Genomic DNA, 12,261 nt, shown 5'->3' with positions numbered 1-12,261 from the left:
GGGGATTCTGGAGAAACTCAATTGCAGTTTTGGTACTTCCACGGTTACCTCCAGTACTTTCATGCACTGGTTGGCTAGTGAATTCCCTAATTGGTGCAACACAGCATGGAAAACCGCAAGCCAAAGGCCTCAGGCGAAATTCAGGTACCGCCGCCCAGCAATTGGCGCCGGAACTGCGCGGCCGCCGGCGAGAGCGCCCGGTCCTCGCGGGTGATGAGGCAGATGGGCGGCACGCGCACCGGCAGCTCCACCGGCACGGTGCGCAATACGCCCAGCCGGGCGTAGTGATTGGCCTGCGAGGCCGGCATCACCGCGGCCATGTCGGAGTTTTCCAGCAGCGCCGTGATGGCGATGGGCGATGCCGTTTCGATGATGTCCAGCCGCGCCTGGATGCCTGCTTCCCACATCGCCGCCTCGAAGCGCCCGCGCTGCGGCGAGCCCGGCGGCTGCAGCACCCACGACCAGCCCGCCATCTCGGCCAGCGTGACCGGAGCGGTGCGCTCGAACACCGGGTGCGCCGCGCGCACCACCACCACCTGCGATTCGCCCAGCAGCGGCACGCTCGCGTACTTCGCCTCGTCGTGCCCGTCGGTGAGCCGGCCCAGCACGAGGTCGACGTCGCCCTGCTCCAGCTGCGCCTGCATCACGTCGCTGGTCTCCACCACCACCGACACGGCCACCTGCGGATGGCGGCGGTGGTACTCCACGAGCGCCGGCGCCAGCAACTCGGGCACCGCGCCCGGCACGCTGCCCACGCGCAGCGCGCCGCTCAGGCCCGAGCGCAGCGCGAGCATTTCCTCGCGCGCGGTGCCGAAGTCGCTGAGCACGCGGCGGGCGTAGCGGATGAGGATCTCGCCGTAGGGCGTGGGCTCCATGCCGCGCGCGAGACGTTCGAAGAGCTTTTCGCCCAGCGAATCTTCCAATTGCTGCAGCAGCTTGGTGGCGGCGGGCTGGCTGATGTTCATGGCTTCGGCCGCGCGCCCCAAGTGACGGTGAGCGTCGAGCCGGGCCAGCAGCAGCAGTTGACGAGGCCGCACAAGGAGCATCAGCGAGGCGTCGGTCAGGCCCTGGGTCGCATTGGTCATGCACAAAAGTATATGGACCTTCGGACTTTTACGATTGGATTGCGAGGGTGAAGCTCCGTAGGCTCGGGCCAAACAGAACAGGAGACAACCCGATGAGCCTTTCTTCCCTGGCCCGCGCGGCCGGCATCGCCGCATGGGCGCTGGCCGCAACGGCAGCCGGCGCCCAGCCCAACTACCCCGACAAGCCCCTTCGCATCATGGTCGGCGCCTCGCCCGGCGGCGGCACCGACATCCTCGCGCGCGTGCTGGCCGACAAGTTCTCGCCAGTGTTGAAGCAACCCGTGACGGTGGAGAACCGCCCCGGCGCCTCCAACACCATCGCCGGCGAACTCACGGCACGCGCGGCGGCCGATGGCGCCACGCTGCTCCTGGCCACCAACACCGCGCAGGCGGTGGCGCCGCACATCCTCAAGCTGAAGTACGACCCGCTGAAAGACCTGACGCCCATCGGCCTCGTGGCCGTGATGCCCAACGTGCTGGTGGTGTCGGCCAATTCGCCCTACAGGTCGGTGAAGGACCTCGTGGCCGCCATGGCCGCGAAGCCCGGCGGCTTCAAGTACGCGTCGTCGGGCATCGGCAGCACGCAGCACGTGGGCGGCGAGGCCTTCAACCTGGCCACGGGCATGAAGTCGATCCACGTGCCCTACAAGGGCAGCTCGCAGGCGCACATCGACATCATCTCGGGCGAGGTCGACATGATGTTCGACAGCACCTCCTCGGCCATGGGCCAGATCAAGGCCGGCAAGTTCCGCGCGCTGGCCGTGAGCGCGCCGCAGCGCTCGCCCGAACTGCCCGACGTGCCCACGCTGGCCGAGCAGGGCGTCAAGGGCGCCGACGTGTCCACCTGGTACGGCCTCTACGTGACGGCCGGAACGCCCCGCCCCGCGGTCGACAGGCTGAACGCCGAGCTCGTGCGCACGCTCAAGCTGGCCGACGTGCAGGCGCGCATCAAGGCCCTGGGCGGCGAGCCCGGCGCGCTGACCGGCGACCCCTTCGCGGCGATGAACAGGCAGGAGTTCGACCACTACGGCCAGCTCGTGCGCGACGCCAACATCAAGGCCGAATGAGGCCGCCCTCCATCTCACTCACTCCAACTTCCCTCCCGACCATGTCAACGCAAACCAAAACCCCGAGCGTGATCGCCGCCAAGCCCCGCATCGTCGTGCTGCTGGGCGACCCCAGCGGCGTCGGCCCCGAGATGGCCGTGAAGCTGCTGGCGCGCCAGCGCAACCTGGACGCCGCGCGCGTGCTGCTGATCGCCGACCCGATCGTGCTGGCCGAGGGCGAGCGCGTGGCCGGCGTGAAGCTGGCCCCGCTGCAGGTCGACGGCCTCAACGATCTTCGCTTCGAGGACGGCCGCCTCAGCCTGTACCTGCGCGACTGGATGGAAGGCGAGGCGCCGGTGCTGGGCGAATCGAACGAGCGCTCGGGCCGGGCCTCGTTCGAGGCGCTCGAATACGCGACGGTGACGGTGCGACGCGGGCAGGCCGACGCGATCGTCTTCGCGCCGCTCAACAAGCATTCGCTGCGCCTGGGCGGCCTCACGCACGAGGACGAGCTGCGCTACATGCAGGAGCGCTTCGCGGTGACGGGCTTCGTCTGCGAGTTCAACCTCACCGGGTCGCTCTGGACCTCGCGCGTGACCTCGCACATTCCGCTGAAGGACGTGGCGAGCCACATCACGGTCCAGGGTGTGGGCGACGCGGTGAAGATCATCGCGCAGGCGCTGCGCCGCGCGGGCGTGGCGCAGCCGCGCATCGCGGTGACGGGGCTCAACCCGCACGCGGGCGACGGCGGCTCCATCGGCATGGAAGAGATCGAGATCATCGCGCCGGCCATCGCGCAGCTGCGCGCCGAAGGCTACGACGCGCGCGGCCCGTTCTCGCCCGACACGGTGTTCATCGGCGCGCGCCGCGGCGACGTGGATGCGGTGGTGTCGATGTACCACGACCAGGGCCAGATCGCGATGAAGCTCATGGGCTTCGAGCAGGGCGTGACGCTGCACGGCGGGCTGCCCGTGCCCGTGGCCACGTCGGCCAGCGGCAGCGCCTTCGACATTGCCGGCAAAGGCATCGCGCAGATCGAAGGGCTGCAGCAGGCCTTCGACCTGTGCGTGCGCATGGCGAGCGGCGCGCCTGCGCGGGCGCCCGCGGAGACGGCTGCGGCCTGAAGTTCTTCAGGCGCCGAGGCGCTTGAGCAGACCCGCCGTCGAAGCGTCGAGCCCCGTGACATCGCCCGAGGCGAGGCGCGGCTCGATGTCCCTGGCCAGCACCTTGCCCAGCTCCACGCCCCACTGGTCGAAGCTGTTGATGCCCCACAGCGCGCCGCTGGTGAACACGCGGTGCTCGTACATCGCGAGGAAGGCACCCAGCGCTTCAGGCGTGAGCTTTTCGAACACGAAGAAGGTGCTCGGGCGGTTGCCCGGGAAGTTCTTGTGGCCGCCCTCGTCCAGCTTGCCGACCATCAGCGCCTGCGCCTGCGCGAGCGCGTTGGCCAGGAGCTTGGGGTGGTGGCCTTCCAGGTCGTGCGCCGCATCGCGCACCGCCACGAATTCGAGCGGGGTCACGTCCGTGCCCTGGTGCAGCATCTGGAAGTAGGCATGCTGGCCGTTGGTGCCGGGCTCGCCCCAGAGCACGGGCGAGGTGCCGAACGCCACGGGCTTGCCGCTCGCATCGACCTGCTTGCCGTTGCTCTCCATCTCCAGCTGCTGCAGGTAGGCCGGCACGCGCTTCAAGGCGCTGTGATAGGGCGCGATGCTGCGGCTCGTGAACTTGTGGAAATTGCGGTACCAGACGTCCAGCAGGCCCAGGCGCACCGGCAGGTTCTTTTCGAGCGGCGCGGTGCGAAAGTGCTCGTCCATCGCATGCGCGCCCGCGAGCAGCCGGCGGAAACCGTCGGCGCCGATGGCCAGCGCGATCGGCAGGCCGATGGCAGACCACAGCGAATAGCGGCCGCCCACCCAGTCCCAGAAACCGAAGGTCGTCTCGATGCCGAACTTGTTCGCCGCTTCCACGTTGGTGGTGAGCGCGGCGAAGTGGCCGGCGATGTCGGTGCCGCCCGACTGCTCGTACCAGCGCTTGGCCGAGAGCGCGTTCGTCATGGTCTCGGCGGTGGTGAAGGTCTTGGAGGCAATCAGGAACAGCGTGTGCTCCGGCGCCAGGTCGCGCAGCACGCCGGCCAGTTCGTGGCCGTCGACGTTCGAGACGAAGTGAAAGCGCTTGCCGGGTGCCGCGAACTCCGCGAGCGCCAGCACCGCCATCTGCGGGCCGAGGTCGGAGCCGCCGATGCCGATGTTGACCACGTCGGTGATCGTGTGGTCGCCGCGCACCTTCTGGGCATAGGCCAACATCGCGTCGAGCGTTTCATGCACCTCGCGCAGCTTGTCGGCCGTCTTGCCCACATTCGCATCCGCCGGCGCGCGCAGCAGCGTGTGCAGCACGGCGCGGTCTTCGGTGTTGTTGATGTGCTCGCCCGCGAACATCGCGTCGCGGTGTGCCTCCAGGCCGCACTCGCGGGCCAGCGTGAGCAGCAACTCTTCGGTGCGCGCGTCGATCAGGTTCTTGGAAAGGTCCGCGAAGACGAAGGGCGCCTCCTGGCTGAAGCGCTCGAAGCGCCCCGCGTCGTCCACGAAGGCATGGCGCACGTCGAACTGGCGGCCCGCCGTCTCGAAGGCGGTCTGCAGTTGCGCCCAGGCCGGCGCACGGTCGCAGCGTTGGGTCACGTGGGTCATGACCATGTTTACTTGCCGCTTTCCTGCATGAGCTTCTCGAGCTTCACGGCATCGGCCGCGAAGGCGCGGATGCCTTCGGCGAGCTTCTCGGTGGCCATCGCGTCTTCGTTGAGCGCGAAGCGGAAACCGGCTTCGTCGTAGCTCACCTTCTTGGCATCGCCCTTGGTGGCAGCCTTGGCATCGAGCGCGTGTTCCAGCGGCTCGTTGCTCGCGGCCAGCTCGGCCAGCAGCTCGGGGCTGATGGTCAGCAGGTCGCAGCCGGCCAGCGCCTGGATCTGTCCCACATTGCGAAAGCTCGCACCCATCACCTCGGTCTTGATGCCGTTCTGCTTGTAGTAGTTGAAGATTTCGTGCACCGACTTCACGCCCGGATCGTTGGCGCCCGCGCTGGCCGTTTCGTCCCACTTCGCGCCGGCCGACTTCTTGTACCAGTCGTAGATGCGGCCCACGAAGGGCGAGATCAGCTGCACCTTCGCGGCGCCGCAGGCCACGGCCTGCGCGAACGAGAACAGCAGCGTGAGGTTGGTGCGGATGCCCTTCAGCTCGAGCTGGCGCGCGGCCTCGATGCCTTCCCAGGTGGAGGCCACCTTGATGAGCAGGCGCTTCTCGGTGTCGATGCCTTCGGCCTTGTAGAGCGCCACGATGCGCTCGCCGCGGGCGATGGTGGCGGCGGTGTCGAACGAGAGGCGCGCGTCGACTTCGGTGGAGACGCGGCCCGGGATGATCTGAAGGATTTCGGTGCCGAAGTTCACCAGCAGGCGGTCGATGACTTCGTCCAGCGGCTTGCCCGCGTGCTTCTTGACGGTCTCGTCGAGCAGGGGGCGGTATTCGGGCTTCTGAACGGCCTTCAGGATCAGCGACGGGTTGGTGGTCGCGTCCTGCGGCTTGGAAATGCTGAGCTGCTTGAAGTCGCCGGTGTCGGCGACGACGGTGGTCCACTGGCGGAGGGCATCGAGTTGGTTCATGAAATCATTATCCTGTGCGGGTTGTGACAAGTCCTGCACGCAGTTGCGCGTCGGCCGATGTTTTCATGCGCACCGTAGCACGGGTTTTCGCGCCGTTCCATCGGCCTTCTGCCCGCAGGGTTGTCGGCCGCCCTGCCCCTACAGGGGCTGTGGTCCGTGACTGACGGCACGGGGCCATCGGCGAGGGCTACCCTGATCGTTACGAGCGATTTACGCCGAACGTCTTACCTTCAGGAGTCCCCCATGTCCCCTCGCCAACGACGCCCCGCCGCAGCCCCCGCCGGCCCCGCTTTCGACGACCGCCGCACCAGCCAGGCGATCGGCGCGATGGCCACGGCCTTCGTCGTGGGCGGCGTCGCCACTTGGCTCGCGCTGGGCGCGGCGCGCAACGCCCGCGTCCGGCCGGCCGGCCCGGCCGACGGCGCACCGCTGATGCGCGCGCCGCTTCAGGTGGTGGCACCCGTGGACCTGCAGCGCTATGCCGGCATCTGGCACGAGCAGGCCCGGCTGCCCAACCGTTTCCAGAAGACCTGTTCGGGTCCCGTCACGGCCGAGTACACGCCGCAGCCCGACGGCACGGTGCAGGTGGTCAACCGCTGCGTGCGGGCCGACGGCAATTTCAACGAGGCCATCGGCACGGCGCGCGTGGCGCCGGTGGCCGGCCAGCCGGGCGCGGGCCGCCTCGAAGTGCGCTTTGCGCCGGCGTGGCTCGGCTGGCTGCCGATGGTGTGGGCGGACTACTGGATCCTGAAGCTCGACCGCGACTACCAGGTGGCGCTGGTCGGTACGCCCGACCGCGAATACCTCTGGGTGCTGTCGCGCGCGCCGCGCCTGGACGACGCCGCGCTGCAGGTCGAGCTGGACTACGCGCGCAGCCTGGGCTTCGACGCCGACAAGGTCGTGCTGACAGGCAGGTAGCGCGCAAGCTGCGCCGGCAGCATGTCCGGCGCGGTGCAGTGGATCGCCTGCCAGCCGAAGGCGCGTGCCGCCTCGACGTTGGCGGCCGAATCGTCGATGAACACGGTCTCTGCCGGGTCGAGCGCATGGCGCACCGCCAGCACTTCGAAGATTTCACGATCCGGTTTGATGAACTTCACGTCACCCGAAAACACGCCGCCGTCGAAGCGCCGCATGAACGCGTGCCGACGCTCGACCGCGCGCGCATACGGCGCGGGCATGTTCGAGAGGTAATAGAGCCGCAGCGGTTGCCCGGCTTCGCGGTGGGCGAACAGTTGCTCGAGCATGTCGACGGTGACCTCGATGGCTTCGAGGCGCTCGCCCAGGTTGCCGAGCATGGCATCGAGTCGATCCGCCGGCAGCGAGAGCCGCGCCGCCATGCGGGCGATGGCATCGTCCAGCGTGCGGGTGCCGCAATCGAAGCTGGTCCAGTCGTCGTGGTGGAAAAGCGCCCGGCCCAGCGCCGCGGCGGCAGCGTCAGTCGGTGCGTGGGGGGCGAGATGGGCCTGTACCAGCCGTGTGGGCTCCCATGCGAGGAGCACGGCGCCAAGATCGAAAACCACGTTCATGGCGCCATTGTTTCATGCGCCCGGCACCACGCTCACGCCGTGGGTTCGCAGCGACAGCGTGGTCTGCGCGCCCGCGGCCAAGGGTTGCGCGAGGTCGGTCGAAACCACGAAGACCGGGCCCAGCGTGGTGTCGAAGCCGTATTCGTAGAAGCTGCCGAGGTACGCGGCCTTGCGCAGGGTCGCAGGCAACCCGTCGGCCGCACCGATCTCCCACGCCTCGGGCCGCACCGCCACCTTCACCGTGCCGGGCGCGACCGCGTGGCGCGGCTTGAGGCGCAGCGGGCCGAGCGTGACGCTGCCGTCGGCCTCTGCCACGCCGGAGAACACCATCGCCTCGCCCATGAAGCCGGCGACGAACTCGCTCTCGGGCCGGCCGTAGAGTTGCTCGGGCGTGCCGCGCTGGGCGATCACGCCGTGGTCCATCACGATGATCTGGTCGCTCACGGCCAGCGCCTCGCTCTGGTCGTGCGTGACGTAGGCGACGGTGAGCTTCAGGCGCTGCTGCAGCGCACGGATTTCTTCCCGCATCTCGCGGCGCAGGCGCGCGTCCAGGTTGGAGAGCGGCTCGTCGAACAGCAGCACCGCGGGTTCGAGCACCAGCGCGCGCGCCAACGCCACGCGCTGCTGCTGGCCGCCCGAGAGTTCGCTGGGCAGTCGCTCGTCGAAACCGACCAGGCCCACGCCCCTGAGCGCTTCACGCGCCCTCGAGGTGGCCTCGTCCTTCTTCACGCCGCTCATGCGCAGGCCATAGCCCACGTTCTCGATCACGTTCATGTGCGGGAACAGCGCGTAGCTCTGGAACATCATGCTCACGTTGCGCTCGCCGGGGCCGAGCGTCGTCACATCGCGTCCGCCCATGAAGATGGACCCCGAGGTCGGCGATTCGAGGCCCGCGATCATGCGCAGCGTGGTCGTCTTGCCGCAGCCCGAGGGACCGAGGATCGTCGTGAGCGTGCCCACGGGCACCTCGAAGCTGATGCCCTTGACGGCCATCGGCGCGTTCCTGTCGGTGCCGTAGCGCTTGGCGACGTTGCGGAATTCGATGCCGTTGCTCATGTGCTGCGCCTTTGCTCGGCAAGAAATTGGATATCGCGCTCGTATTGGGCATCGGCATCCGCGCGCGTCACGTCGCCGATGCGCAACCACAGGTGCGCCGTCTGCCAGGTCTTCATGGTCCCGAATTCGTTCAGGACGAAGGAGATGTCGTCGATCTGCGCAATCTCGCCAATGAAGGTGATCGATGAATTGGAGTTCTCGGTCATCACATTCACATAACCGAAAGCTTTGTGGATCGACTCGAGGACCGAGCGTGTCGATTCGAGATCGAGCTCGGGCACTGTGGGCCTCGACGCCTTGGCATCGATCAAGGCCTGGATGGAGAGCAGCGCATTGCCCTGCCACCTGATCCTGGTGACGTCGCCCAGGTGGACCACGCTGATGCCGTTGGGCAACCCGTCCTCGCTGAACAGGCTCAAGTAGACGAACGTGTCGGTGAACCCGGAAACGACGCCGGTGAGCGAATCCTGGCTCAAACGGTCGCGATACAGGTCGATCAGCGTTTGCTCCGTCTGGAGCTGACGCAAGAGGTCTGCATGAACACTCATCTTTTTTTCCTCAATGCACGGGTGCGGGCACCACCGGCGCCACCTTGCGCCGCCCCAGCTTGCGCTCCCCGACCACGAACTGCACCAGCGCAATGGCCAGCGACATCAGGATCATGAGCACCGTGCAATATGCCAGCGCAATGCCGTAGTCGCCGTTGCCCACGCGGCCGATGATGTACGTGGTGGCGAGCTCGTTCTCGGCAGTGACCAGGAAGATCACCGCGCTCACCGTCGTCATCGCGCGCACGAAGCTGTAGACCAGCGCGGCCACCAGCGCGGGCTTGAGCAGCGGCAACACCACCTTGAACAAGGTCTGCGAAGTCGATGCACGCAGCATCAGCGAGGCTTCGTCGAGCGAGCGGTCCAGCTGCTTGAAGGCCGCCGTGCCGGCGCGCACGCCCACCGGCAGGTTCCGGAACATGAAGCACAGCACGATGATGAGCCCGGTGCCCGTGAGCTCCAGCGGCGGCACGTTGAAGGCCAGGATGTAGCTCACGCCGAGCACCGTGCCCGGAATGGCGAAGGCCAGCAGCGCGCCGAACTCGAAGATGCCCTGCCCCTTGAACTCGTTGCGCGCCAGGAGCCAGGCGATCAGCAAGCCCAGCGCCGCGGTGATCGGCGCCGAGATGCCCGCGAGCTTGAGCGTGGTGATGAGCGAATTCCACGCCGTGCCCGCCCACACCAGCCCGAACTGGCCCCACTCCAGCGCGAACGCGTTCTTGAAGTGGTTGAGCGTGAAGCTGTAGTCGCGGCCCCAGGTCTGCACGAAACCGCCCGCGAAGGCGAAGAGGTAGACCACCGCGGTGAACGCGATCCACGGCAGCGCGATGCAGTGGATGGTGCGGCGCACGCCGTCGGGCAGCGCCATCGCGATGCCCGCGTCGCCCTTGCCGCTCACGGTGGTGTAGTTCTGCTTGCCCAGCAGGCCGCGCTGCAGCGCGAACACGCCCAGCGCGAACAGCGTGAGCACCCAGGCCAGCGAGGCCGCGCGGCCCTGGTCGTACTGCGCACCCACGATGGCGAAGAAGATGTCGGTCGAGAGCACCGAGAACTGCCCGCCCACCACCACCGGGTTGCCGAAGTCGGCAATGCTCTCGATGAAGCCGACCAGGAAGGCGTTGGCCAGCCCGGGTTTCAGGAGCGGCAGCGTCACGGTGAAGAAGGTGCGGCGCCGGTCGGCGCGCAGCATCTGCGCGGCCTCTTCGAGGCTGGGCGCGATGCCCTGCACCACGCCGCGCATGATCATGAAGGCGATGGGCGTGAAGGCAAAGAGCTGCGCCACCAGCACGCCCGGCATGCCGTAGAACCAGCGCGTCGGCTCGATGCCGAACAGGTTCTCCAGCAGCTGGTTGACGATGCCCGCGCGGCCGAACAGCAGGATGAGGCCCAGGCCCACCACGAACGGCGGCGTGATGATCGGCAGCAGCGCCAGCACCCGCAGCACGCCCTGCCCGCGCCTGCTGCCGCGCTCGGCCATCAGCGCCATCAGCGTGCCGAGGAAGGTGGTGCCTGCCGCGGTGAGCAGCGCCAGCACCAGCGTGTTCCACGCCACGCCGCAGCGCACACCGCCCGCCAGGCACCCCAGGCCCCAGATGCGCTCGGTGAACACACGCGCGACGAAGGCGCCGATCGACCATTGCCCGTCTTCGTTGAAGAACGCGCCCGACAGCGCCTTGCTCACCGGATAGGCAATGAACAGCGCCATCAGCACGCCGCAGCCGATGACCGCGGCCGCCACGAACAGGTCGCCCTTGAAGAGACCGAGCCGCGCAATGCCGAAGGCCGCCAGCAGCACGAGTGCCGTGAGCGCCACGAAGCCGCCCGCGCCGATGCCGAACTGGTTGATCGCCAACTCGCCGAACTGCGTGTTGAGCGCCGCGAAGCTCCAGCCCCGCGCGCCGATGGTGAAGCCCGCGACCGACAGGCCGACGGCGCCGATCGCGCCCCCCGCCAGCAGCCAGCGCCCCTGGGCGCGGCCCGGCGGCAGCCACGCGCCGACCGCGCACATGAAGAGGCCCGCCAGGCCGATGAAGAGCCAGCCGCGCCCCTGCGTCGCGGCCTGCATCAGGCCGTTGGCGCCCTCGGCCTGGCCGAAAACCTGCGGAACGGCTTCGTACCAGGTCGCGTCCTGGATCGCATACCAGGGCAGCAGCAGATACGCCGCAAAGCCCAGCGCGACCCACGCCCAGATCCAGCGCTGCGAACGCCGGGCGGCTGCCACGGACGCCGGGTTGACCGGCGCGCCGCCGATGGAAGCAGCTTCCGCTTCCACTTAGCGGGGCAGCGAGTTGACGTCCTTTTCCCAGCGCGCGATCAGGCGCCGGCGCTCGGCGCTGGCGCCGTACTTGGCGTAGTCGTAGTTGATGAACTTGATCTTCTTGAAATCGGGGATGCGCGAATCGAGCTTGGCGCCCACGTTGCTGGGCAGCTGGAACTGCTTGTTGGCCGCGCCCAGTTCCTGCGCGGCGGGCGTGAGGGCCCATTCGTAGAACTTCTTGGCCGCATCGAGGTTGCGCGCGCCCTTGATGATGCTCATGGAGCCGATCTCGGCGCCGGTGCCGTCGCTGGGCGTGATGGTCTCGACCGGAAAGCCCTGCATCTTCTCGCCCGGGCCGTCGTGCACGAAGCTGATGGAGATCGCCGTCTCGCCGCGCGCCACCGCCTTGATCGGGCCGGTGCCCGAGCGGGTGTACTGGCCCACGCTCTTATGCAGCGCCTTCAGGTACTCGAAGGCCTTGTCCTCGCCCATCATCTGCACCAGCGTGGCGATCATGGTGTAGGCCGTACCGCTGGATGCGGGGTTGGCCACCTGGATGTCGCCCTTGTACTCGGGCTTGAGCAGGTCGGCCCAGGTCTTGGGCACGGGCAGCTTCTTCTTGGCGAGCAGCTCGGGGTTGTAGCCGAAGCCCAGCGGCCCCGAATAGATGCCCACGGTCTTGTAGCCCGATTGCTTGGCCTGCTGCTGGGCCCAGGGGTGCAGCTGGGCGAGCGTGGGCGATTTGTATTCGAGCGTGAGGCCCTGCTCGGCCGCCTGCAGGTGCGGATCGCCCGTGCCGCCGAACCAGACGTCGGTCTTGGGGTTGTCCTTCTCGGCGATCAGCTGGGCCAGCGCCTCGCCCGAGCCCTTCAGGGCCATGTTGATGCGAACGCCCGTGGTGCGGGCATAGACGGTGGAGATCACGTTGCACCATTCGGCCTGGACCGAGCAGATCACGTTCACGGTCTGTGCCGATGCGGCGGCCGACAGGCCCAGGAGCGCGGCTGCGCAAAAAAGCTTCTTCATTTGGTATTTCCCTGCCTCGTGCATAAAAAAAGGCCTTGCGGCCTGGGGGCAGCGTAGCTTTAGTACAG

General features: G+C 67.9%; 11 protein-coding genes. 3 read left to right on the top strand and 8 right to left on the bottom strand.

Annotation, left to right across the window (positions count from 1 at the left end; translation table 11 throughout):
* Nucleotides 1-140: 140 nt before the first annotated feature.
* A complete protein-coding gene (locus tag BM133_RS24430) occupies nucleotides 141-1,085 on the bottom strand; it encodes a LysR family transcriptional regulator (RefSeq protein ID WP_256219346.1) in 945 nt (314 codons plus the stop codon).
* Between the two features lie 92 nt (nucleotides 1,086-1,177).
* Here BM133_RS24430 and BM133_RS24425 point away from each other — a divergent pair, with 92 nt between their 5' ends.
* Together BM133_RS24425 and BM133_RS24420 are read left to right on the top strand one after the other, a co-directional pair.
* A complete protein-coding gene (locus BM133_RS24425; protein WP_093439617.1) occupies nucleotides 1,178-2,152 on the top strand; it encodes a Bug family tripartite tricarboxylate transporter substrate binding protein in 975 nt (324 codons plus the stop codon).
* Between the two features lie 41 nt (nucleotides 2,153-2,193).
* Nucleotides 2,194-3,255 (top strand): 4-hydroxythreonine-4-phosphate dehydrogenase PdxA, encoded by a 1,062-nt coding sequence (locus BM133_RS24420; RefSeq protein ID WP_093439615.1) that lies wholly within the window; start codon nucleotides 2,194-2,196, stop codon nucleotides 3,253-3,255.
* 6 nt (nucleotides 3,256-3,261) lie between these two features.
* Here BM133_RS24420 and pgi read toward each other — a convergent pair whose 3' ends face one another.
* Together pgi and tal are read right to left on the bottom strand one after the other, a co-directional pair.
* Nucleotides 3,262-4,821: a glucose-6-phosphate isomerase gene (pgi, locus tag BM133_RS24415; RefSeq protein ID WP_093439612.1), complete on the bottom strand. Its 1,560-nt coding sequence runs from the start codon at nucleotides 4,819-4,821 to the stop codon at nucleotides 3,262-3,264.
* Nucleotides 4,822-4,823: 2 nt separating this feature from the next.
* Nucleotides 4,824-5,780, bottom strand: a complete 957-nt coding sequence (gene tal, locus BM133_RS24410; RefSeq protein WP_093439609.1) for a transaldolase — start codon at nucleotides 5,778-5,780, stop codon at nucleotides 4,824-4,826.
* 243 nt (nucleotides 5,781-6,023) lie between these two features.
* Between tal and BM133_RS24405 the strand changes: the two genes are divergently transcribed.
* Entirely contained in the window at nucleotides 6,024-6,698 is a 675-nt protein-coding gene (locus BM133_RS24405; protein WP_093439607.1) for a lipocalin family protein, read from the top strand.
* Here the strand turns inward: BM133_RS24405 and BM133_RS24400 are convergent.
* From BM133_RS24400 to BM133_RS24380, 5 genes are read right to left on the bottom strand one after another with little or no spacing between them, the layout of a single operon-like run.
* Nucleotides 6,644-7,306: an HAD family hydrolase gene (locus BM133_RS24400; protein ID WP_093439604.1), complete on the bottom strand. Its 663-nt coding sequence runs from the start codon at nucleotides 7,304-7,306 to the stop codon at nucleotides 6,644-6,646. The two genes, BM133_RS24405 and BM133_RS24400, sit on opposite strands and share 55 nt — an antisense overlap.
* A 12-nt stretch (nucleotides 7,307-7,318) precedes the next feature.
* Nucleotides 7,319-8,362, bottom strand: coding sequence for an ABC transporter ATP-binding protein (locus tag BM133_RS24395; protein ID WP_093439602.1), 1,044 nt, complete (start codon nucleotides 8,360-8,362; stop codon nucleotides 7,319-7,321).
* Nucleotides 8,359-8,910, bottom strand: a complete 552-nt coding sequence (locus tag BM133_RS24390; protein WP_143100212.1) for a hypothetical protein — start codon at nucleotides 8,908-8,910, stop codon at nucleotides 8,359-8,361. Before BM133_RS24390 ends, BM133_RS24395 begins: the two co-directional genes overlap by 4 nt.
* Before the next feature lie 10 nt (nucleotides 8,911-8,920).
* Nucleotides 8,921-11,182, bottom strand: coding sequence for an ABC transporter permease (locus BM133_RS24385; protein ID WP_093439597.1), 2,262 nt, complete (start codon nucleotides 11,180-11,182; stop codon nucleotides 8,921-8,923).
* The gene (locus tag BM133_RS24380; protein WP_093439594.1) at nucleotides 11,183-12,193 is read right to left on the bottom strand and encodes an ABC transporter substrate-binding protein; all 1,011 of its coding nucleotides are present in this window, start codon (nucleotides 12,191-12,193) and stop codon (nucleotides 11,183-11,185) included.
* Nucleotides 12,194-12,261 lie beyond the last annotated feature (68 nt).

Origin of the sequence: Variovorax sp. 770b2, from assembly GCF_900115685.1 — a bacterium.
In the GTDB taxonomy this organism is placed as follows: domain Bacteria; phylum Pseudomonadota; class Gammaproteobacteria; order Burkholderiales; family Burkholderiaceae_C; genus Variovorax.
The sequence above is the reverse complement of the archived record's forward strand: the minus strand, read 5'-3'. Positions and strand labels throughout refer to the sequence as shown.

What these genes read in the sequence shown, in the direction of transcription:
- BM133_RS24420 (WP_093439615.1), top strand. Translation starts at nt 2,194, where the DNA reads ATGTCAACGCAAACCAAAACCCCGAGCGTGATCGCCGCCAAGCCCCGC.
- BM133_RS24380 (WP_093439594.1), bottom strand. Translation starts at nt 12,193, where the DNA reads ATGAAGAAGCTTTTTTGCGCAGCCGCGCTCCTGGGCCTGTCGGCCGCC.
- BM133_RS24390 (WP_143100212.1), bottom strand. Translation starts at nt 8,910, where the DNA reads ATGAGTGTTCATGCAGACCTCTTGCGTCAGCTCCAGACGGAGCAAACG.
- tal (WP_093439609.1), bottom strand. Translation starts at nt 5,780, where the DNA reads ATGAACCAACTCGATGCCCTCCGCCAGTGGACCACCGTCGTCGCCGAC.
- BM133_RS24405 (WP_093439607.1), top strand. Translation starts at nt 6,024, where the DNA reads ATGTCCCCTCGCCAACGACGCCCCGCCGCAGCCCCCGCCGGCCCCGCT.
- BM133_RS24395 (WP_093439602.1), bottom strand. Translation starts at nt 8,362, where the DNA reads ATGAGCAACGGCATCGAATTCCGCAACGTCGCCAAGCGCTACGGCACC.
- BM133_RS24430 (WP_256219346.1), bottom strand. Translation starts at nt 1,085, where the DNA reads ATGACCAATGCGACCCAGGGCCTGACCGACGCCTCGCTGATGCTCCTT.
- BM133_RS24425 (WP_093439617.1), top strand. Translation starts at nt 1,178, where the DNA reads ATGAGCCTTTCTTCCCTGGCCCGCGCGGCCGGCATCGCCGCATGGGCG.
- BM133_RS24400 (WP_093439604.1), bottom strand. Translation starts at nt 7,306, where the DNA reads ATGAACGTGGTTTTCGATCTTGGCGCCGTGCTCCTCGCATGGGAGCCC.
- pgi (WP_093439612.1), bottom strand. Translation starts at nt 4,821, where the DNA reads ATGGTCATGACCCACGTGACCCAACGCTGCGACCGTGCGCCGGCCTGG.